Origin of the sequence: Nocardia sp. NPDC051832, assembly GCF_040681285.1 — a bacterium.
GTDB lineage: Bacteria > Actinomycetota > Actinomycetes > Mycobacteriales > Mycobacteriaceae > Nocardia.
Window position 1 is genome coordinate 1,243,287 of record NZ_JBFAYL010000002.1, and the last position, 21,629, is coordinate 1,264,915.

At 63.7% G+C, this 21,629-nt stretch carries 20 protein-coding genes; 12 read left to right on the forward strand and 8 right to left on the reverse strand.

All coding sequences use genetic code 11. From position 1 onward, the window contains the following. The first annotated feature begins 3 nt into the window (after positions 1–3). From AB0M14_RS15650 to AB0M14_RS15675, 6 genes are all read left to right on the forward strand, one after another. Positions 4–1,275, forward strand: a complete 1,272-nt coding sequence (locus tag AB0M14_RS15650) for a TraM recognition domain-containing protein (RefSeq protein WP_364994577.1) — start codon at positions 4–6, stop codon at positions 1,273–1,275. Further along, positions 1,272–1,724 carry a hypothetical protein gene (locus tag AB0M14_RS15655; protein WP_364994579.1) on the forward strand — a complete coding sequence of 151 codons (453 nt, stop codon included), beginning with the start codon at positions 1,272–1,274 and terminating at the stop codon, positions 1,722–1,724. The genes AB0M14_RS15650 and AB0M14_RS15655 overlap by 4 nt, the downstream gene beginning before the upstream one ends. 48 nt (positions 1,725–1,772) lie before the next feature. Beyond that, positions 1,773–3,173: a hypothetical protein gene (locus AB0M14_RS15660; RefSeq protein WP_364994582.1), complete on the forward strand. Its 1,401-nt coding sequence runs from the start codon at positions 1,773–1,775 to the stop codon at positions 3,171–3,173. 111 nt (positions 3,174–3,284) lie between these two features. After that, positions 3,285–4,772, forward strand: coding sequence for a hypothetical protein (locus AB0M14_RS15665; RefSeq protein WP_364994585.1), 1,488 nt, complete (start codon positions 3,285–3,287; stop codon positions 4,770–4,772). A 32-nt stretch (positions 4,773–4,804) separates the two neighbouring features. Continuing rightward, positions 4,805–6,001 (forward strand): hypothetical protein, encoded by a 1,197-nt coding sequence (locus AB0M14_RS15670; RefSeq protein ID WP_364994588.1) that lies wholly within the window; start codon positions 4,805–4,807, stop codon positions 5,999–6,001. A 481-nt stretch (positions 6,002–6,482) separates the two neighbouring features. Next, the gene (locus AB0M14_RS15675; RefSeq protein WP_364995879.1) at positions 6,483–7,871 is read left to right on the forward strand and encodes a hypothetical protein; all 1,389 of its coding nucleotides are present in this window, start codon (positions 6,483–6,485) and stop codon (positions 7,869–7,871) included. 534 nt (positions 7,872–8,405) lie between these two features. On the opposite strand, the gene AB0M14_RS15680 is transcribed toward AB0M14_RS15675, so the two are convergent. Both AB0M14_RS15680 and AB0M14_RS15685 read right to left on the reverse strand, forming a co-directional pair. Then, complete coding sequence (locus AB0M14_RS15680; RefSeq protein WP_364994589.1) at positions 8,406–8,984, reverse strand: GNAT family N-acetyltransferase; 579 nt, start codon at positions 8,982–8,984, stop codon at positions 8,406–8,408. After that, the gene (locus AB0M14_RS15685) at positions 8,981–10,339 is read right to left on the reverse strand and encodes a helix-turn-helix transcriptional regulator (protein ID WP_364994592.1); all 1,359 of its coding nucleotides are present in this window, start codon (positions 10,337–10,339) and stop codon (positions 8,981–8,983) included. Before AB0M14_RS15685 ends, AB0M14_RS15680 begins: the two co-directional genes overlap by 4 nt. 578 nt (positions 10,340–10,917) lie before the next feature. On the opposite strand from AB0M14_RS15685, the gene AB0M14_RS15690 reads away from it, so the two are divergent. The 4 genes from AB0M14_RS15690 to galE are packed head-to-tail and all read left to right on the forward strand — an operon-like array spanning position 10,918 to position 14,727. Beyond that, entirely contained in the window at positions 10,918–11,319 is a 402-nt protein-coding gene (locus tag AB0M14_RS15690) for a hypothetical protein (protein ID WP_364994595.1), read from the forward strand. A gap of 23 nt (positions 11,320–11,342) precedes the next feature. Beyond that, a complete protein-coding gene (locus AB0M14_RS15695; RefSeq protein ID WP_364994598.1) occupies positions 11,343–12,710 on the forward strand; it encodes a phosphomethylpyrimidine synthase ThiC in 1,368 nt (455 codons plus the stop codon). Position 12,711: 1 nt separating this feature from the next. Continuing rightward, entirely contained in the window at positions 12,712–13,746 is a 1,035-nt protein-coding gene (locus AB0M14_RS15700; RefSeq protein ID WP_364994601.1) for a hypothetical protein, read from the forward strand. Further along, positions 13,747–14,727, forward strand: a complete 981-nt coding sequence (gene galE, locus AB0M14_RS15705) for a UDP-glucose 4-epimerase GalE (RefSeq protein ID WP_364994603.1) — start codon at positions 13,747–13,749, stop codon at positions 14,725–14,727. Positions 14,728–14,859: 132 nt separating this feature from the next. On the opposite strand, the gene AB0M14_RS15710 is transcribed toward galE, so the two are convergent. The 5 genes from AB0M14_RS15710 to AB0M14_RS15730 all read right to left on the reverse strand — a co-directional run bounded on the left by AB0M14_RS15710 (position 14,860) and on the right by AB0M14_RS15730 (position 19,448). Beyond that, on the reverse strand, positions 14,860–16,635 hold the full coding sequence (locus AB0M14_RS15710; protein ID WP_364994606.1) for a TerD family protein: 1,776 nt from the start codon (positions 16,633–16,635) through the stop codon (positions 14,860–14,862). A 325-nt stretch (positions 16,636–16,960) separates the two neighbouring features. Then, positions 16,961–17,449, reverse strand: a complete 489-nt coding sequence (locus AB0M14_RS15715) for a hypothetical protein (protein WP_364994609.1) — start codon at positions 17,447–17,449, stop codon at positions 16,961–16,963. A gap of 25 nt (positions 17,450–17,474) precedes the next feature. After that, positions 17,475–17,873, reverse strand: coding sequence for a VOC family protein (locus tag AB0M14_RS15720; protein WP_364994611.1), 399 nt, complete (start codon positions 17,871–17,873; stop codon positions 17,475–17,477). Further along, entirely contained in the window at positions 17,873–19,024 is a 1,152-nt protein-coding gene (locus AB0M14_RS15725) for an alcohol dehydrogenase catalytic domain-containing protein (RefSeq protein ID WP_364994613.1), read from the reverse strand. Before AB0M14_RS15725 ends, AB0M14_RS15720 begins: the two co-directional genes overlap by 1 nt. Then, positions 19,017–19,448: a tautomerase family protein gene (locus AB0M14_RS15730; protein WP_364994617.1), complete on the reverse strand. Its 432-nt coding sequence runs from the start codon at positions 19,446–19,448 to the stop codon at positions 19,017–19,019. The genes AB0M14_RS15725 and AB0M14_RS15730 overlap by 8 nt, the downstream gene beginning before the upstream one ends. Before the next feature lie 66 nt (positions 19,449–19,514). Between AB0M14_RS15730 and AB0M14_RS15735 the strand changes: the two genes are divergently transcribed. Beyond that, positions 19,515–20,129, forward strand: a complete 615-nt coding sequence (locus AB0M14_RS15735) for a helix-turn-helix domain-containing protein (RefSeq protein WP_364994620.1) — start codon at positions 19,515–19,517, stop codon at positions 20,127–20,129. Between the two features lie 284 nt (positions 20,130–20,413). On the opposite strand, the gene AB0M14_RS15740 is transcribed toward AB0M14_RS15735, so the two are convergent. Next, positions 20,414–20,977, reverse strand: a complete 564-nt coding sequence (locus tag AB0M14_RS15740; RefSeq protein ID WP_364994622.1) for a GNAT family N-acetyltransferase — start codon at positions 20,975–20,977, stop codon at positions 20,414–20,416. Between the two features lie 310 nt (positions 20,978–21,287). On the opposite strand from AB0M14_RS15740, the gene cutA reads away from it, so the two are divergent. Continuing rightward, complete coding sequence (cutA, locus tag AB0M14_RS15745) at positions 21,288–21,620, forward strand: divalent cation tolerance protein CutA (RefSeq protein ID WP_364994625.1); 333 nt, start codon at positions 21,288–21,290, stop codon at positions 21,618–21,620. Positions 21,621–21,629 lie beyond the last annotated feature (9 nt).

Genomic DNA, 21,629 nt, shown 5'->3' on the forward strand with positions numbered 1-21,629 from the left:
GGCGTGATCGTCCATGGCCCCACCGGCGCCGGCAAAACCTGGCGGGTCGCCTACCAACGTGTCTGCGACGCACCAGGATTCGCGCTCGTCACTACCACCAAAGCCGACCTCGTCGCCGCCACCATCATGCAACGCGCCGCTCGCGGTCGAGTGGCGATCTTCGACCCCGAAGGACTGACCGGCTGGCCTGCGTGCCTGCGCTGGTCGCTGCTCTCGGGTTGCACCGACCCGGACACTGCGATTCGCCGTGCCGACGCAGCCGCACGCGCCATGCCGTTGGAGGGCACTCGCAACGGGGCCTATTTCGAGCAGAAGGCGTCCACGATGCTGCGCTGCTGCTTGCACGCCGCAGCGCTGGCCGGGCACGGCATCCGTGAAGTGCGGGTGTGGATCTCCTCGCGCAGCAACCGCACTCCGGTCGACATCCTCGCCAACCGACTACCGGACTGGGCCAGCGAACTCGACCAAATCCTCTCCTCTGCCAGCGAGTCCACCGACGATGTCCTGGCCGCCGCCGCACGACTCCTCGAACCCCTGGCGTCCCCGAAACTCCTCGACGCTGTCGACATCGATCCTGCGGGTTCCTTCGACGTAGAGGAATTCGTCCTCTCCGGAGCGAACACCCTGTATCTGGTCTCACGCGGCAGCAGCCGCTCGATGGCTCCCTTCGTCGCCGCGCTCGCCGCCGAAGTCCACCACATCGCTGACCGCGCCTCCCAACACCGGCCAGGCAAGCGCCTCGACCCGCCAGTGCGGCTGGTACTCGACGAGGTCAACAACGTCGCCCCGATACCGGATCTGCCCCAAATCATGACCGACTCCGGCGGCAAAGGCATCACCGTCTGGGCTTTCGCGCACAACCAAGACCAGAACGAATTACGTTGGGGCACAGAAGGCGGACGCGTCCTTGCCCAATCAGCACCTGCGATGCTGATCCTGCCCGGCCTGCGCGGCACCGACGAACTCGCCAGCCTCTCACGCCTGATCGGCGAACGCAGAAGCTGGGAGGCCAGCCTGCATCAAGGCGGACGTAGCTACCAACTCCACGACGACACCGTGCTACGCCCCGATGAAATCCGCGAACTCCCCACCGAGCAAGCACTTTTGCTCTACCGCAACGCTCCCGCCGTCCTGTTGCGACTGCCCAGCGTCTGGGAAGTCCCGCAGTGGCGCAGGCAAGTTCAGGCATCCACCGCGCAATTCGACCGCATCCTCAACACCAGAACAGTACCGAAGACTCTTCTCCCGCAACATGATTACAGGCCGACGCCATGAACGCCGACAATCGACATCCGTCGGGCCTGCACCCGGGGCCTTACGCGTGGCGCGAGCTGAGCCGGTCGGGCGCAGCGCGGCTGTGGCGCGAGCTCGTCGACTGGGTGGGTTGGCTGCGCGAGACCTACCAGCTCGGCTCCCGGGTGCCTGGCTGTTGGTACCGGCATCCGAGCGTGCGCGAAGAGCTCACCGCACTCATGGCCGCCCACTACGCCGCCTACTACTGCGACTGCGACAACCCCGAACTACCCACCGAGGAACCCATCGCCTGGCACACCCAATGGCTGTGGCCCGCCGTGGAGCGCCTCACCCGCAACTCCGACTTCTCGGGCTGCCGTCCCGGACTCTGCCGCTTCACCGCACAACCCCAACCCACCCTCGACGGCCTCGACGACTACATCCGCGCCGACCTCGACACACGAACCCACCACGACCTCGGCACTACGTAGCCAGTCACGGACCGCAACCAGCGAGGAGTCAACGCACAGGAGGACAAAATGGATGATCCAAACGGAACACATTCCGGCACAACGCAATCCGAGATGCGCCGCGACTACGAGACCGTGTACGCGCTGCGGCAAGCAAGCCTGAACACTGTGACCTCACTCGAATACGACCACCTGCGCGATGACGCCGATCGGCACGAACGGCGCTGGCTGGCCCGCACCGACGGATGGGCGGCGGAGTGGGAATTCCTGGACAACGCGGTGCAAGGTTGGGCCGAGAATCCCCCTGCCATGCGCCGCGCACGCTACGAGCTGCTGCGCAAAGTGGTTCTCGGGCGAACCCACCTCGAACAGGTCAAGATCCGGGTCGCGAGTCTGCTGCAGGCCGACCGCCTCACCGGCCGAAGCGGACGCTCACTGCACAGCACTCGGCGAACCTGCGGACCCCTGGCCTATTTCGCGTCCTACCGAGAGCTGTTCTGCCACAACAACGATTCCTTCACACTGCATACCAGCTGGTGGCACGCCCGACGATGGCTGGGACAGCAGGCACAGACGCACCCCGGTAATCGCTACGCCGCAGCAGAAATCGTCGCCGTCGACTGCCTCAGCGGCAAGCATTACCCACTGATCGACGCCAACGCCACCACCAACGCCGAACTGGCCGCGGAAATGGCGCACCTGAACAGGCTCCTGAGCGACTACCCAGCTGCGGATGGCCAATTGCACGCCGCGGTGCGCTACGACGAACTCGCCGCCGCCTACCTCGCAGCGTTCACCGCCGCCAACCATCCCGGCGCGAGTGCGCACCGGATCGAACATCGCTTGCACGCCGACGATCTGCGTGACCAAGCCCTCGATCTCGCAGCCCGCCTCGGTGTTCCCTCCGCCGACCATCTGGCAGCGCTCGACCGTGACATCGCCGAGCGCGCACGAAACACACCCGCACCAGCAAGTGGATGGCTCGACGCGTGCGCCCACAAGTACCGGGCCGACAGACAGCGTCCGGGCCAGGCGGGATTCTTCATCCGGTACCGGATATCGCGCGGTGCCCCCGTCGCCCTCCAAATCGGATGGAACCCGACAAACCCACAGCGCCCATGGCAGGGGCAGGAAATACGGCTGAGTCGTGACGGCACACCGACCGGCCACCGCCGTGCGATCGGTGAATTCTCCAGTCTGAACGAATTGCTGCGCAGCGTCGAACAGCGCTGCCGGTCAACGTACCTCGGTGGATCTGGCGCCGTGCACCCGTATGCGTCCCGCCGGCTGCACGAGTGGAACGACTACCTGGCCGAAATCGAACACGCATCAAAGACCAGCGCGGCGATTCGAGACGCCATACAGGCCGGTAAACCCTACGAGCTGATCCTGACCCGCTGGATCACTTCGACCGACCCGCCCGAGGCCGACATTGCTCGGCCAACCCGCGGGCTCAACGCCATCGACTGAGCACTCGGCCACACCGTCGTCACCGTGACGACTGTCCGTCACCGCAGTCGAATTCCATTTCAGTACAACGCAGTTCGAAGGAGAACGCGTCACAGCCAAGGAGGCGCAGCCATGGACATCAACGGCGATGACACCCCCGCGCCTCTCAACGAAGCAGCGCTACGCGCGGCCTTCAGTCGCCACTACCAACTCTGTCATGACAGCCTGCACGTCAAATCCTTCACCGAATACGCCCGTCTACGCCAAGCAGCCGAGGACATCCAACAACAGTGGGAGAACGCACCCGGCGGCTGGGGCGCCCAGTGGCAGTTCCTCACCAGCGAAGTCCAGCGATTCGCCGACCAGCCGCGCCAGGCCCGAGAAACACTGTATCGACTAGCCCTGGGACAGCCTGCGCCAGGACTGAGCACGATCGAAATCAACAGCGTGACGCAGGCCGCGGAATTGACCAACCATGGTCGTTTGCTCGAACGTGAGACATCCAGCGGCTTAGTCTATTTCGCCTCCTACTACCAGCACGACCCCGAAGAGGTCGCCTTCGGCCAGCTGACCAGTTGGTGGCGGGCACGCAACTGGCTCTATGACCAATCCGTGCAACACCCCGACGGGCTCGTCGACGTCGAGATCGTCGCCCTGGACTACGTCAGCGGCGCCGAATCTCGGCTGCTGTCCGGGCGAGGCGTCACGGACGACGACCTGCGCACCGAGCTCGACCAGCTGACCGAAACCCTCGGTGGCGAACGCGCACCCGACGGCAAACCCTTCGTCGACGACCTGCACTACGACGTCCTCACCGACCTCTACACCGACGCCGTCACCGCAGCCAACCACCGCCACGCCGGCCGGTACCGCTTCGAACACAAACTCCACGCCGACGACCTCCGGGACCAAACCCTCGATTTCGCCGCCCACATCGGCCGCAACGCCACCGACCACCTCGCCACCATCGACAACGCTGCACAACGCCGAGCCGCGACCACTCCCGCCTCCACCACCAGCTGGCTCGACACCGCGGTCCACGACGCACACACCGAACGACACCGCCTCGACGAGCACGCCTTCAGCATCCAATATCCGGCCAGCGCCGAACCCCGATGCGCGGTCCGAGTCGGATGGAACCCCTCCGATCCCGAACGTCCCTGGCAGGCAGAAGAACTGCGCCACACCGGAAACGATGATCACACCGGTGAACTGACCCCTATAGGCCGCTACCGCACACCCGGCGAGCTCGTCGACAACCTCAAACAATGGTCGGCAGGACGCTACGGCGATCACGACGGCGCCCAACTTCACTACGCGGCCCGCCGGCTCTACGACTGGCAACATCGCATCACCAAACACGACACCCAGATCGCCTCGAGCGAGCGCATCCGCGACGCCATCCGCGCAGGCACGCCACACAAAATCCGCCCCATCCGACCATCGCAGTCTGGCGGGGAAACCGAAATCGCATCGCTGCCCAAGGCCCAGCCGCCGGTCCATGACACGCAAACAACCCCGCCCGCAGTACAAGCCGATCACCAACAGGCCGCACGGCAGCGACGCAAGCGCCTACAGCGCCAACCCAGGCGCAACCGCCCCCACGGCCGCCGCATCTAACCCGATCGCTTGTCCCCTGAGGAGGTATGCCAATGGCCGAACCTGCAAGACCGCCGTTGAGCGCAGATGCCGGCGCCCAAACCATCGCAACGATCCGCGCCCTCATCAATGCCCAGAAGTTCAGCGCCGCCAAACAACAGCTGCGCCACGTCCAGAGCCGGGTCGACGAGCCGACCTGGGCAATGATCGTCGAGATCGCCACGACGTTGCGATTCAAAACTCACGAACTGGCGCTAAAGAACCTGCGTACCCTCTGGGCAAACAACGAACCATATCGGCCCCTGATCGAAGCATGCGTACCGAAAACCGATGATCACCAACATGTTCCAGAGACTGAGCTAGCGCCGGTGAAGTCTGCGACCGCCTACCGACTAGCGGCCCCAGTCAACAGCGCCGAAGCCTACGACGACGAACTCGGCAAAGACGAGCGGTCCGACCCCGGAACCCTGCGCGCGGAACTCATCGTCGACCGACGCGACTACGACGAGGACGCAGCCGCCAAAGTTCGCTTCGGCCTCTGTGTTTCATGCCGCCTCGAACGCGCTGGCATGGACCACCTCACCCCCCGCCTCGTAGCCGGCCGAGGCGACGATGGACTCTGCGGCCCCTGCCGCGAAGACGGCCGCCCCTGTGTTCCCGAACTACCTGTCGGCCACAGCATCCGCACAGCGGTCGCAGCCCGCATGCAGTACCTCGCCGAACACCATCCCAGCCCCGGTCTCGGCATCTACCGCCAAGAATGGCGTACCGCCGCGACCCCGCAGGCTCGCGACGCCATCACCTCCTGGGTCAAAGCGCAAGGCCACAAACCTGCATTGCCATCAGGCTCTTCATCCGATCCCGAGTCGGCCGATCTCAACGGCCGATGTGTCAGTTGCGGCGAGAACCGCCAGGTCCGCACCAAGCATGACCCGACGACCGATCGTGACCTCAACTACTGCGTAGATCACTATCCCGGACTGGACGGCAAACCCGTCGCAGCAGGAACAATCGGGCTCGACCGGACATCGCGACTGTTGCGAGCGGACCGAGCAGGCATCTCCGATGCAGGTTCACAGGGAGGCGATGCAAAGCCCGGAGAGCGGCCTCAGCAACGTCCTCCCGCGGGTGCGCCCCAGGCCGGCCAGCCTTGGGTGGAGAAGAGTCGAGTGCGGACCGACCCCAGTGATCGGCGGCGTAAGACGCGGCGGTATCCCATTGCCAAATCCTCGGGCCGTCGGATGGTGTGAAGGGGATCGAGTCGGGTCCGGAGGGCTAGGGTACTCGGGTGTCGTTCGAGAACTGCGACATCACTTTCGCCAACCCCCAGTGGCGGATCGTCGCCTCCACCACGTCACAGATGTTCGTGAATCACGATGCCAGAAGCCACCCGGCGGACATCCACGCCTCCTCGCGCGCTGTCAGAGCCGCCCCCGCGCGGTCCGCAGCGGCTGGCAATACCTAGCTGAGATCAAAGGCCCCTGGGCATCTCGGGGCCGTCGCAGTATCCGCACATGGTTCCCCTCTATTGTCAACCCGCGGACGCGAGGGTGGGGGTTTGCCTGTTGAGTACGTCCGGGTTGCGGCTTGTCCGGAGGGCGGTGTTCGGGTTGGAGCCGGTCGCGCTGGAGTCAGTCGGGTGACTTGATGGATATCGACGTCGAACCCGCCGAACATTTCGAATCGACTGATAACAAGAGCAGAATTGAGTAACAAGAGCAGAATCGAGGCGTGACCGTACCCAACATCCCCGAGGCTGAGGCGTTTATCCACTTCAAGCTCAGCGAGATGGCATCCCGGAACGAGCACCACGAGTTCGAGGAGATCGCGACCCGGATCGCGCGCAAGCGAATCAGCTCAAACATTCTGATTGCCACGGGGCCGGTCAGCTCCGGCGGTGACCAACAGCGCGACGCCGAGACCTTCACAACCCGAATCCCTGACGAGTTGCCGCACTCCGCGGGATTCTCCGCATCTACTTCGACTAAGCCGATCGTTGTCGCATGCACTGTTCAAAGGGATGGGCTCAAGAAGAAAGTCCTCGATGACCTTGCTGGTATCTGTGCCAAGGATGCAGACCCTGTCGGCCATGTCGCGTTCTTCAGCGTGCACCCAATCTCCGAAGGCGTCACCCATGGCTTGAAGACGATCGCCCGCGAAACCTACAACCTTACTCTCGACATCTTCTGTGGGGCTGACATAGCGACGTTCCTCGCGGAAGCCGATCTCATCTGGGTCGCCCAGCACCATCTTGACCTGCCAACTTCAATGATTCCGCTGCCCGAAAGAGACCCCGCACCTGAGTGGTATGCCGATCTATTAGAGGATCTGCGGCGCAACCGCGGGCCAGCGGCCTTGACGCCGGCATCGCAGGGGGAAGTTGCTCGCGGACTGCGGTACGCCACCTGGGATGAGGACACGAACGCTGATTTGCCCGAGTGGCTGGACTTTATGGGGGCTTTCCTTGTCGACCCGGACGGCGGCAAGGAGACGGACCTGGTATTCCGTGCGTGTTATGAGATGGCGATTGCTCGCTTCCGGGGCATGGGGATCGCCATTGGAGCCGAAGACCTTGTTCGACGAGCCGTTGACTATGCCTGTGGAAGCGACCACCCGAACATTGTCGATGACGCCGTCGTCCTGGCGAGTTATTGGAGTGCCATGTGGAGCGTCGGGGTGGGTCAGGCGGCCTCCGCGGAGATCGCGACAGCGCTGAACCGCCTGCAGACACACGTGACCGAGAAACTGGACGCCACAGATCCGATGACTCATCCGATTCGCGCTGCGACACTGACAGGTGCTCTCGCTTATAGCCACCTCGTGCCGGACTGGCGCACGAGGGAACAAGAACACGGCCGACCCGAACCCGTCGACGCAGGGTCGCTGGCTGGTGTGAAGCTCGACGAGTTCAATGTCGACCTCACGGATGACGAATTTGATATTGACTACGGGGATTTTATCGACATCGACTCCGCCATGCGCTACCTTGACGAGCTCGTCGACCTGCTACCGAGAGCACGGGTTGGCACTCCATCTACATACAGTCAAGTTGACTTGGATGCGATCGCCGACGAACTCAACGGCAGGCCTCGACAAACCCTGGGATTCCGCACACCATAAGAAGCACTCGAAGAGGTGTTGCGTTGACCACCTGAGCCCGCGCCGCTTGCGGGTCGCTTCGCGACCGGCGGAGCAGCGGCCTGTCGAGCGTGCTGATCTGCCTGATGATCGTGCGTGTTCTTTGACCGGGGGTGGTCCGTCCGAATGACTGCTCTATGCCGAATTCCGGAAGGCAGCGGGGTCGCCGCCAGACCTCGTGTGCTCGGTCGCGAACCAGGAATGCATCGCCGAGTATCCGGGCAGCTGCGCTTCGGGAGTTCCTTCGGCTCGGAAATGTTCGATGGTCCAAACGCGGGGCAGGGCATTGGTTTCCGAGCGGATGCTGTCGATCCAAACTCGCTTAGCTGGGCGACTGGGCTGACATCGTCCGGCGTCGCGCTGGTGGCCGGTGTAGCGGGGTTCTCCGAGGATCTGGATCCGTGTGAAACTGCTGGGCTTCCTACGGGTTCCGTGCCGAGGAGCTGTCATGGGAAGGTGTCGACCGGATGCGGTCCCCTATCGGCCACCGCGCCGACCCTCATGCCCATCGGGACGCTACTGCCAACGATTTTCGAGAACCAGGACATCGAACTGCGGTGCCGGTCCTGGTCGCAGGTTGCCGACGCGCTCGGCTCCCCAATGCCGGTAGATCGCATAGGCATTCGTGTTAGCTGGATGGACCATCCAGGTCACCCTCGGTTCGGGGCGATCTGTGAGTAGTGCGCGAAACAAGATGCCTCCGATTCCTTGTCCGTGGCGCTTCTTGTCGACCATGAGCTCGCTCAGGGCGAACGTTCTTGTTCCGTCCTCGGCGGTGAACTCGTCGAGGGGCGGCTGTCCTGGTGCGAGCACCAGCCTGGTCCACCAGGAGGTGCCAGCAGCTAACGGCCAGCCGAATGCCTGTCCGACAGCCTCATCGTCAATCACGCCCAGGACCATTGAAAAGCCCGGGTTAAGGGAATACTTCTCGAAGCGCTGCATGAAGGCTTCGGTGGAGTCGAACGGATCTCCGGTCGCGATCGCATCCGCGTACCCGCGGGCGTGCACGTCTGCGATCGTGTCCCGAATTTCCTTGGCCTGTTCTCCGGAGAATCGCTGCAGCACGACATCTTTCGGCACGTCTGTCTCGCTCATACTCGGGACGACAGTCGATCGTATTTTTGCTGAAACTCCAAGTGGTGGAGTTTGGTGGCGGCGGCCCGAACCGGTTCCAGGACGCGAAGCGTTCGACTCGAAGAGATCTTGGCGGTGGCGATGCGGGTCAAGACGTCGTCTGCTTCCTTTACTGCTGTATCGACGTCGCCGACGCCGGCCAGGGAAGTCGCGAACCAGGCTCGATATGTGGCAGCGTTGCGTTGAGCAGCATGTTCGGCCGCAACCTGTTCGAACAGCTGCGTCGATCTGGTCGAGTCGCCGAGGTGCATGGCACCGCTCGCTTCATGGTACCGAACCTCGTTGTGGCACATGAACTTAAGCCAATCAGGGCAGCGATCGAGCGGCTCGTGATCATGAGCACGATCCATCTCGCGCCATGCAGTGGCAATCGCGCGCTCAAATCCCGATCGATCGCCGAGACAGGCGTGCGCGAGAGCCTCGCGCGCAGCGATAAGAGCATGGACTCGCCCCGAGGACTGGCGCCGTGTCAAGTCTGCGGCTCGTTGCGTCAGCCGAAGCGCGACCCGGGGGTGTGCGCTACCGCGCCGAGCCAGGGTGATGGTCTGGAGGGCGCTATTCAGACAGGTGTGGGCCGCCAGCTCGTCGTCACCGACGAAGTTCGCCAGTGCCATCGCATCCCGGTAGCCGGCGGTGGCCTCGCCTTGGTTGTTCGCGTCGTAGAACAGCCACCCAGCGGTGACTGCCATGTTGCCTACCGCAGATGTAAACGTAGGAACGGCCGCGCTTTCGATGTCGGCGGTCTCCAGTATCTGCATGGCGGTTTTGAGCTCAACCCGCGCCGCTTTGGCCAGCACGCCCCCGCCGACTGTCTGGTCGGTAGTGACATAGCCCTCGACTCTGTCCGCTAGGCGCTGAGCATCGAAAAGGCTGACGCGGGCCGGGAGCGGCAGGGTTAGGGCGGTCAGGCCCGCCGCGGTTCCCCCGGCGAGCAACTGTCGCCTCTTCATGTCGTCCTCCTCGTCTGGGTAGTCCCAAGCAACGGAGTGCGCGTTCTGGACCTCCCGCGGCTGCGACTCAGCGACTTCGGCTATGGAGCTAGACGTCAGGCTACTCGGGGAATCCGAGTAGAAGCCCAGAAGTCGAGCAGGAATGCCGAACGATTGCGAGATCTTTGCGATGAGGGTGGCACTGATCAGATGGCGTTCTCCGCGGATGACGGCGGACACGCGAGACTGAGAAAGGTCGACCAGAGCACCTAGATCGGTTTGTGACAGTCCGGTGTGGTCTCGGATTGCGATAAAGACGGTACGGAAATCATGGGCTGCCAGCGCATTTCTGATCGCGGGGGCATCGAAGAAGTCTGTTGGCAGCAATTGCTTAAAGCCTGCCGCACGCGAACATGACACGCAGCGGGGTCCGGCAATGCCCGCCGGAACTGTTGCGCGACAGATATGGCAGGAACGTCCCCCTGCTCCCATGGTCCACCCTTAGTCGGCCGACTTCGCGGTGTCATAAGCCTAAGCGCAGATTCCATGCCCAGGAAGCGAATCAGTGATCTCCGCTAGCCCCGCTGGGACTAGCCCCGTTGGGCGTTGGAACCAACCGATCAATTCGCGACGCTAGTAGCGGCACCCCGACGCCGGGCAGTGGCGATTTCCTCATCTCGGATATGCGAAATCGGCTGGCGGAGAGAGGTTCCGCGCGGTCGATCCGGCGTCGGAGTGCCCCTATCGAGAGGCACCGGCATGGCCGCGATTGTGTGGATCGGTTCAGCTGCCACGGCAGCGGGACTGCTCTTAGCTGCGGCGGTTGTTCTCTGGCCTGAACGGCCGAGAGGCCCCCGCGTATGGGAAATCCAGCAGCGACTCGACAACGAGGAGCGAGGCTGGAGATGAGACCCCTACTGTGCGAGGGTGCCGGCGCTCGGCTGATGTTGCCTAGCGTCCAGGAGTTGATCGACGCCTTCCGTGGTACGCGGGGCGTGCTGCCGGGCGATCACCTGATCCTGCGGTGGGCCGGCGTGTTGGCCCACCTGCACCGGGTCCGCCACATCGATGACACCAGAGGTCGCGTCGACCGTCGCAGGGCTGAAGTTGTTGCGCTGATTGATGATTGGGTCACCACTCACATCTGCCCAGGAGAAGCCGCCGTCGGCCGGGTCGCCGACGAGTTCGCCGAGGCATACGTCAGCGCCGAAATCGGACTCATCTCGCAGGGCGCAACCACAAGCGCAATCCGCGAAGCCTGGGACCACGCTCTGTCGCGCGCCATCGCCTGGGAGAGCCAATGCGCACAAGTGATCGCCAGCTTGTCTCCGATCCCGTGGCCCATCGAAACATCGCAACCGGAATAGCTCCGACCGGAAGGAACCTGGAAATGATCGATCTTGCAACGGATTCCCAGTTCAGGACTATCTGTCACGATGAAGGATTGAATCCCGTCGCTGCGGCTGGTCGGGTCAAGGACGGAACAATGGTGTTCCTTCGATCGATGGCGAGCCGACACATGGGGTCGTTCAGTCCTCTGCTCGTCGGTGCAGACACGCGCCGCAAAGTCACCGCGCTGATCGGGTTGGGCCCGCGTGACAACAATCGCCAGGCCATCGTCGATAGCATGTCGGTCATCTTGGCGGCGGGCCCAGATGCTGTCATGGATCTCACCACAAACCCTGAAGGGGTGGCGCTCCGCAGCGAACTGAAAGAGGTCGTGGGTGTCCCGTTGGGTGCGTGTCTGACCTACGACCTCTTCGCTGATCCGCGAAAGAAGCTGGGCCGTACAGAATTCCTGGATCGCTTCGAACTCGGCCTGACCCCCGGGGTCGACTTCGTGCTGATCCACGCGGGCATCACCCCAACCCTGGCGGAGGCTAGCGAGAAGTCCGGTCGAATCATGCCCACCACCTCACGCGGTGGCGGACTCATCGCCCGATACATGCGCATGCACCACTGCGAGAACCCATTGATCGAATACTTCGACGGCATCCTCGATATCTGCCGCAGCATGGAGGTTGTCCTCGATCTCGGGGACATCTTCCGACCCGGAGCGATCGCCGACGCGGGCGACGAACTGAAATGGCAGGAGATCGAGCTGCTCTCCCTCCTGCGTGCGGAAGCGCTCCGCGCCGAGGTTCAGGTGCTGTGTGAGGCCGGTGGACATATTCCACTGCAACGGATCCCGGAGCTCATCCCCAGCTACAAACTTGCGCTCGGTGGTGCGCCGCTGTGGCTGGCCGGTCCCATGGTGATCGACAACGGTGTCACTCTCGACGACACCGTAAACGTTCTCGGCGTCGCTACCGCAGGGCAGCACGGTGGCGATATGTTTGCCTCGATCACCCACAACGAGCACTACGCCATGCCCACCGCACCGGACACCGCAACGTCGGTACGGATGGTTCGCGTAGCAATCGCAGCTCTGGACGTGGCCCGTCAGTGGGAACCCGAAATCGCCAGGCAGCGCGCGATCAGTGTGGCGCGCCGCGCCAACGACTGGGAGATCCAAACAGGGCACGCTCTCTACCCCGGTCTGGCAGGCAACGTCTTCATCCAGCACGGCCTGCGCAGGGGAGCACCCTGCACCATCTGCGGGCCGCTGTGCCCCCACATCACCGCGAAGAAGGAACATGAAGAGGTGCCGGTGGCGGCCCAACAGTCCGGACCGATCCCGCTGCCCAATCCCGCAATACAAGCCGGCAATCTCGAAGGCGATGAGGCGGCCACGGCGATAACTGCAACGGGGGAGTGAGATGGACGCCGTTGAGTTGGCTGGACGGCTGACCGCTCGACTGTGTGACGCGGTGAAGCTGGAGCAGGTCGCAACTCAGATCGCCCACGATCTGCTCGCTCTAGGCGAGTGCGTCCCTGCGGACGACTGGTTGATCGTCGGTGGGAGCCTCGCGCGGGGCGAGCCCACATTCATCGACAGCCCTTTGAGCGGCGAGAGTCTACTGATCAGCGACGTCGACTTCCTCTACGTCCACTACGGCGACGAACCCTCCACACCGATCGCCGAGCTGCGGGCCAGCGGTGAAAAGATGTTCGCCACTGTCGATCTGATGACCCTGTCCCTCGGCGACTACCGCGCCCTGCAGACATCGCTGGGGTTCGACTTCAAGGACATCGGCCTATCGGTAACGGACCGCGGGCTACCTGATCACGACCCAGTCAAACTCGATGCCCGCGACGCCTATGAGATCTTGCTGTACTACATCCAGGCCTACTTCTGGCTAGGCGTCCACGACCAATGGTGCGCTGGAACCGACACCATCGGCTTCCACCTGATGATCAGCCGACTCTGCATGAAGGTTCTACGCGCAACCGCGATGCTCGACGGAGCCTACGCGGCACACGATTTCGACTGGATGACGCCAGAGCTAGCCACGTCGATGCGCTCCGAACTAGCCTGGCGCCGCGAACCCACACAGCCAGCACTGGATCCCGGTCGCTTCTGGACATACGTACATGAGGCGTTCCAGCGGTTCGACCTTGAGTTCGGCCAACCACGTTCGGACGCAGTCAACTACAGCCGATACGCGACGACCAGCAGCGGTCGAGTAGTGGCACGCCACCATCAATGCGCTCACGATCTCGCACGAGCTATGGCAGCAGCATGGGTCCGTACCCTCGGACCGGCGGATCTGGCTACGGCGAAGCACCGCGCCTGGCACCAGATCACCCGATGGACGGGCACCGGCAAGCAGCCGACACCCGAGGACTACTTTCGGAGGCACAAGCAGGAAATCTACGACCACCTACTCGCCATGAAAGTGCAGGTCAGATAAGTGAAACTGCTGGTTACCGGAGGCGCGGGTTTCGTCGGCGCCACCGTCACGAGGCTGCTGCTGAACGCCGGGCACGAGGTGATCGTGGTGGACGACCTGTCTCGCAACGATGCCAGCCAGATACCCCACGGCGCTGACCTCATCGAGTTACGCGTCCAGGATATTGCGCAAGTTCTCACCCTCGGAGCCGGAATCGACGCCGTGCTGCACTTCGCCGGCCTGATCGCCGCGGGCGAATCGATGGTCCACCCAGAGTGGCACTGGGACAACAATACTCGGGCATCGCTGGCCTTACTTGACGCGATGCGTGCCGCCGAGGTCGACAAGCTCGTGTTCTCCTCGACCGCCGCCGTCTACGGCGAGCCGACCGAACTTCCGCTGATGGAAACAGCCCCGACCGACCCGGTCAATACATACGGCGACACCAAACTCGCAATCGACCGGGCGATCACCACATTCTGTCGCGCGTTCCCGTTCGGCGCTACCTCGTTGCGTTACTTCAACGTTGCGGGCGCACACGACTGCGGCGACGGAACGATGATCGGCGAGCGCCACAACCCGGAAACACACCTGATTCCACTCGTCCTCGATGCCGCCCTCGGCCGGCGCGACAAATTCAGCTTGTTCGGAGACGACTACCCGACTCCCGACGGGACCTGCGTGCGCGACTACATCCACATCACCGACCTCGCACGCGCGCACCTGCTCGCCCTCGATGCGATCCAGCCCGGCGAACACAAGATCTATAACCTCGGCAACGGAATTGGTTTCTCGAATTTGCAAGTGATCCACGCAATTCGGGAGGTGACCCAGATGCCTTTCGAGGTCGAGCACGCCCCGCGACGGCCTGGGGACCCCGCAACGCTGTTCGCGTCGTCCGAGCTCGCCCAGCGGGAACTCGGATGGGCACCGGAGAAGCCTGACATCGTCGACATCGTCCGCGATGCGTGGCGCTTCCATCAGCTGCAAGACCCAACTTAGAGGCTGTGCAGCCGATGCAGACTGCTGAAATGAGTGGCGGGAGGCCGGCCCTACTGCACTGCGCTGTCTTGTCCAGTTGGCTATGAGCACTCGTGGCGGTATCGACCCGTCAGCTCCGCAATGTGATTGAGCCTATTCATCGACGTTCACTCCGTAAGCACAGGCCAGTGCCGCTAAATCAGTCGGGTACCCCTGGCCGACCGCCCGCAGCCGCCAGACATCATTGCGCAGATAGATCTCGGCCAGGACCAGAGTGCGTTCCTCGGTTGCCGCGTCCATCGTCGCCTGGGCGACGATGGCGGCGTCGGCACCTGGTGCTACTTCCAGTTCGAGCGCGCCGACCTCGCCGAAGGTGACACCAGCACCATCCAAAGCCGCGGCCAATACGATCCGACAACAGTGCCGGGGCAAGTGGTCCAGCCTGACTGTTACGGACTGCTCGTCGGGCCCGTCGACGGTCAACCGTGCACCGCTGGATTCGGGCTGGTTGTAGAAAACGAAGTCGCCGTCGGCCTGTACCTGCTCGTCTCCGTCGACGAGGAACGTGACCAGATCCACTGCCCAGCTTTGGTTCTGCACCCAGGACGCGCGGATTGTCCAGGTCGCGCCATGCTCGGCAATCGGCAGATCGATCACTTGGCCGCGAGCGAGCGAGACCGGCTCGATTGCTGATGCGTCGGCTTCTGAAGCTGGTGCGAGCGGCGTCTGCACCGTCAGCAGTCCGGGGCCGTGGATCGGTATCCCCATCTCGGAGGCCTTCTTGGCCCGGCGGTCACCTTCACCGCCCGGCAACGCGAGCACGTCGGTCACTTTGGCGGACATGTTGACAGCTGCCGACCCACCGAGCTCCACTATGCGAATTCGAGCGGCGGCGGCCTGATCATGTGTTCCGCCGACGACCAGGACGCGTCGTCCCACCATTGGACCGGTGGGCGCGACAGGCTGACGCGCTGCCTGTGTGCGCGAAGGGCTGGCCCGCGTTTGCTGACCTTTGCGTGTTCCTGACAGGACGTTGCCGAGGAGCAGCTGGAATCTGGCTTCCGAGATTATGGGGGTGCCGAGCTCAACTGCCTTGCGCGCCTTGGCTGTTGCTGCGTTGGGTGTGTTGGTGACAAGAAGGCTGGTGCGGCTGGTCACCATGCTGGTGACCTCGAGTCCGGCCGCCTCGGCGCGTGAGACCAGGGCTTGTCGCTCAGTCGCGGTGTCACCGGTGAAGGCGACCTTCATGCCCTGTATGAGGACACCGCCGGTCTCGAGCCGCCCCGGGTAAGTATATGGGCAAGGTTGCTTGGGACTGGTGCGCTCGGTCGGCAGACCCCATGCACTCTGGTAGTTCTCTTTCGGAGGACAACGCAGCAGCGGTGGCGCGATACCGAGGCGGGCGGCGTCGGCGACCAGTGCCCGGAGTACGCCAGCCAGAACTCGTGTGTCGTCCAGTGCGTCATGGGCTTTGGATCGTGGCACGCCGTAGTAGGTGGCGAGCGTGTCGAGTTTGCAGTTCGGGGTGGGTGGCGCGACCCGTCGCGCGAGAGCGAGGGTGCAAAGTCGGCGCGCTACCGGAAGGTCGGTGCCGGTCCTGCCGAACTCGCTCGCGAGGAATCCGTAGTCGAACTGTGCGTTATGCGCGACCATCACCCGCCCGGACAGCAATCCCGACAGCGCCTCGTGCACGTGCTCGAATCGCGGTGAGCCGCGCAGTATCTCGGCGGTCAGCCCGTGAATATGCACCGGCCCTGGGTCGCACCCCGGGTCGAGTAGCGTATGGAACTCACTGGCCACTCGACCGTCTGCGTCCAAAGCAAGCGCCGCAACTGAAAGCACCCGATGCTCCGCCGCCCGTAGCCCCGAAGTCTCCACATCGACAATGGTGTAGGCGCTGAAGCCCGCTTCGATAGATTCTGAGCGCACAGTCGAATTCCCTCGCACGGCCTGATGATCGGTGAGCGACCGTGGAACGTTGCATCCAGTGGTCGGCGTGACGCACCACAGCAAGGACTGCCGAAGTTCGTCGTCGTCCTTGGGGTATCAACGGGTCCGGGCATCGACCTCGGTTAGTCCCATCCCGCGAAGCCCCGCGTTGCATCATGTCGGGTGCTCGCGTAGACGGACGTACGGGCTCGCCCACAGCCGGGCAGAAGTGGAACCGGGTTTCGCGCATCTGATTGGGCGGATACCGCGTTTTCCTAACGCCCGCCCAGCGGCGAGAGAGTGCGTGCTGGAAGGGGTTCTTGATTCAGCCCTGTGTGGTCACTGCGATGTGGGCGCGAACGGCTGCGGCTTTCTGCTCGGAGAATACGCCGCTGGCGAGTAGGTCGAGGATGGAGAGTACTCGGCCGCGGGAACCCCAACTGCCGTCGCTGATGACCCGGAAGTTGACCCACCAGGTGGGTGGCGGTGTGCTCGCACCGGTGGCTTCGGTCAGTGCGGCGTAGATGCGTTGGATAACCTCGGCGCGTACCTGCTGGCTCCAGTCGCCGTCCATGACGGCGATATCGATGACTATGAGGTCTTGCGGCGGTTGCTGATCGCTGACCAGCACGCCGCCGATCGCCATCGTGTCGGGTTCGCGTTCGACGAAGTGCACCTGAAACCCGGCACGAGCAGCCTCGAGGAACTGCCCGATCTCCGGTACGAGCACGGCGTCGGTGAGTGAGCGTGCCAGCTCTCGGCGCTGTTCGAGGGACAGACGCTCCTTCTGGCTGGTTACGGTGATGATGGTCATGGCTTCAAATCCTTTGAGACGGAGGCTATTTCAATCCGAAGAACTCGTGTAGTGCAAGCGGGATAGTTCCGGGGTCCGGTTGGAAGATCTCGATGAGTAGGTCGTCGGGTCCCTGGGCCATCGCGTAGGAGGCGGTGGGTTCGGCGCGAATATCGGTGACCGAGTAGCCCATCGCACGTACCCGGTCGACGACCGCGACCAATTCATCGGTCTGGATGCCGACGTGGTGCACGGTGCCCTGCCCAGCCCGCTTCGGCGGTTGGTCGTAGAGGTGGATCCGGCCGGTTCCGACGCGGAGAAAGACATTTCGCGCTCCCGCGAATTCGGCGTCGTAGACGACCGTGCCGCCGAATCCCTCCCGCCAGAAGGCGATGGTTGCTTCGATGTCGGTAGCCATCAGGTGCGTGTGGTGCATGTTGATCATCACGCGTCTCGTTTCACGGCGCTGGCATGCAGGGGTTTGCGGTGCAGGACGAGTTTGGTGGTGTGGGCCTTGTACGCCTCGGGTGCGTCGTCCCAGTCGGTGGTGAGGGTGGTGACCAGTTCTGCGGGGAAGTCTTGGTGGGCAATGAAATCCAGCAGTTCAGGCAGGATCGGCCGGACGTTGGAGACGCCGATCTTCAGGGTGGCATCGTTGGCGTACATGTGCATCAGCGGGACCTTGGTGCCGACCGGCAGGTAGTAGCCGACGGGATGACAGAAACCACCCGGTGCCAGCGAACGCAGAGCGGCATCGACGCCGGCGGCCGAGGAGGTGCCTTCCACGACGATGTCGTAGTCGCCCCGCGGAATGTCGGCGAGCCGTAGCTTGCCCTTCGACGCTGTGGAATGCGGCCGGGCGCCGAGCTTTTCGGCGATATCGAGCCGTTCACGCCGATGATCGACATAGTCGACGACCTCAGCCCCGTGCCGGACCGCCAACCCTGCCGCATACAGTCCGATGCTCTGCGCCGCACCACCCAGGACGAGGACCTTGCCGCCCGGACGCGCCCGCAAGCCCGGTACCACGCACCGCCAGGCATCGGAGAGGTTGTCGCTGGCCGCGGCGACCCGCAACGGATCGACGCCAGCGGGGACCGGGACGAGCATGTGGTCGGCGAACGGGATTCGCAGCAGGTCTGCGACCATCCCGCCCCACGGGCCACTAGCTGGGCCGAATCCGAACGCGGCCAGCGTCGACGTGCGGGTGGTCGAGCATTTCGCGGTGAGTCCGAGACGGCATTCGCGGCAGTCCCCGCACGAGACCGCCCAGGGCACCACGACCACGTCACCACGACGCAGAGTCGTGATGCCCTGGCCGACCTCCACGACCTCGGCGATGCATTCGTGGCCGATACCGAACGGACCTCGGAATGGCACCGGCCCGCAGATGCTTCCCACGACCGGATCGATCAACCCGGCGCGCATACCGAGTTGCATCGCCCGCGACACATGGCGGTGGATAGGCAACGTGTCACCGTCACAGCGCCCCGCGACGAACGGGCGCACGAGCGCGTCTCGGTCTTCCCGCAGCACCGGTTCGGGCTGTTCGCGCCATTCCAGGTGGCCGGTTCGAATGAATTGCAGTTCACGCATTTTCGCGCTGCCCCTGCGCGAGGGCGGCCAACTCCTTGAACTTCACGATGTTGCCGGCGGCGCCCCACGTCCCTTCCGGCTGTTCGTGGATCAGCACCCATACGCGCAGTGCATCGTTTTCGCTGAGTCCCGCGGCGGCGAGGATCTGCGCGGTGACCTCCTCGACGAGTCCGGCCTTGCGGCGCTCCGACAGCCCACCTTCGGGGACGGTCACGTCCACGCGGACCCGCGGTAGGTCGTCAGCCAGGGCAGCGAAGCCACCGTCTGCGACCTCCTCGACCCGGCACCACGCCTGCGCCCGGAAGAACGCGGTATCGGGCGCGCCTTCCCACTTCAACAGGGCCTGCGGGAGCGACTTCAACAGCTCGCCACGCGCCTGATCAGCCAAGACCCCAACTGGCACTGTCAGATGAATCATCGGCATCGACACGCTCCTTCACAGCTCGATCAACGGTCCATAACAGTCGTTATAATCGAGGCACGCTACAGTATGACAGTTGTTATAGACAAGGAGGCGCTGGTGCCGGACTCGCAGGACTCGCGTCGCAAGCTCGTGGCCGGGGCGGCCGACATGATCAGACGCCGCGGCCTCAACGCCACCAGCGTGCGAGAACTGGCCAAGCACGCACGCGCCCCGCTGGGCTCGACCTACCACTACTTCCCCGGCGGCAAGACCCAGCTCGCCACCGAGGCCGTCACCTTCGCCGGTGACCTGACCGCGGCGCTACTCGCCCGTGAGCTCGAGAACGGGCCCGTCGAAGGTCTGCGCGCCTTTCTCGGCATGTGGCGAAAAATAGTGGTGGACACCGACTTCCAGGCCGGCTGCCCGGTGCTGGCAGTCTCCATCGAAGACCTCCCCGCGGGTGACGAAGCCCCCCATCAAGCCGCTGCCGCCGCCTTCACCCACTGGACCGAGTTGCTGACGACGTCGCTGTGCGAGCACGGAGCCGACCCAGCAGATGCCGAGCACACCGCCACATTGATCGTCGCCGCTGTCGAGGGAAGCGTCGCAATCTGCCGCGCCGAGCGCAGCAGCCGAGCACTGGACCACATCAGTCACAAGCTCGAACGGGTCGTCGAAGACGCAATAAGGCGGGACTCGTAACGGGATCGACCGCCGTGAATCACGGGCGCTCGGTAGCTGAGCGGACAAGCTGCTCCGACGGCGTAACCGCTCATCGGTGCGGGCTCGCCGCCGAGATCATCGCTGCCCGTCGATCTTCCGCTGACCCCCGCCAATCGCTTCGAACCGCGTCGCCGTGGTTCGACCAATAGTCCGCATACAGAGGTCAGGCGCGCAGCGTTGTCGTCGGCGACCGTACGGATCAGCATGGAGGTGTGGGCGGGCTCATCGCTGGTGCGCGAGCTCGACACAACCCTGCACCGGTATCAGTTCACGGTGCCGATAGGCCGTGTATAGACATCGAAAACCGGCGCAACCCAGCCCGCATCTGGTGGGCTGTCCTGACGGCCAACCAGACGCCAGCCGGTCGCCGCGTAGAACCGCGCCGAGTCTGTGAGGTCCGGGATCATTCCGAGAGTGGCGCGCTGCTCCTGCCGTTCGGCCAGTAGGGTCTCCATCAAGCGTGCCCCGATTCCGTTGCGTCGCCATCGGCGGCGGACCCCGATGTCGATCACGGCGAACGAACGCCCTTGCCATTCGGCGGTGAACCCGGCCGGAAGCGGGTCACGCATCCCCTGCCACCATCGTGCGGACTTCAACCCGTACCCGTACACGAACCCCGCCAGTTCCCCTAAGCATTCGGCGATCGCACACCCGAAACTCGGGTCCGACAACATCCTCAGCATCGCGGCACGATGATGCTCGGGGGACTCCGCGATATTCGGAGGTTCGGAGAACACCTCGGAGTAGAGGGCGCAGACCTCGTCCAGGCGCGCTTCAGCCTCTGCGGCGGTGACTACACGGACCGACACCTTCTGACTGATGGCCATACTTGCCGACGATAATCGCGGTCGCGGGGGTCAGTGTCGGTTAGTCCACGGACTTGTGTGCGGTGCGGATTCGCTTGGCGTGCTCCCGAGCTTCCGTGGATGGAGTCGATCCGTACAGCATTTCAAGAGCCAGCTCGATGATCTGCGCGATCTCAAGGAGTTCCTTCGCCGTCAGGCTGTCAGCATGAGCTCCCCGCCACTCTCGACGTGTCCAGCAACTCGGCGACTGCCGGGTTAACGGGTTTGTCGGCTTTGAGGTAGCGAGCTCGGATCACCTCCCGCCCAGCGGAATTCTCCTAGGCTGACCGCCATGGCATCCACCCCCGTTTGGACCGTGACCACCACAACGCCCACCGAGCAGGCCGCCGAGGAGATCGCGAAAACCGTCGTCGCCGAACAGCTCGCCGCCGCCGCATGGATCAGCGGCCCCATGAAATCGGTGTGGTGGCATCTCGGAGAATCCGGCACCGGACAGGAATGGCGTGTCGAACTCCGGACACCCGCCGGGATCGTGGACCGGCTGATGCACCGGATCAAGGATTTGCATCCATGGGACAACCCAGAATTGATCGGCGTCCCGATCGGTGCGTGCGCGGACGCCTATATCGAGTGGGCCCAGAAATCTACAATCGCTGCGGAATAGAGGCTCGCG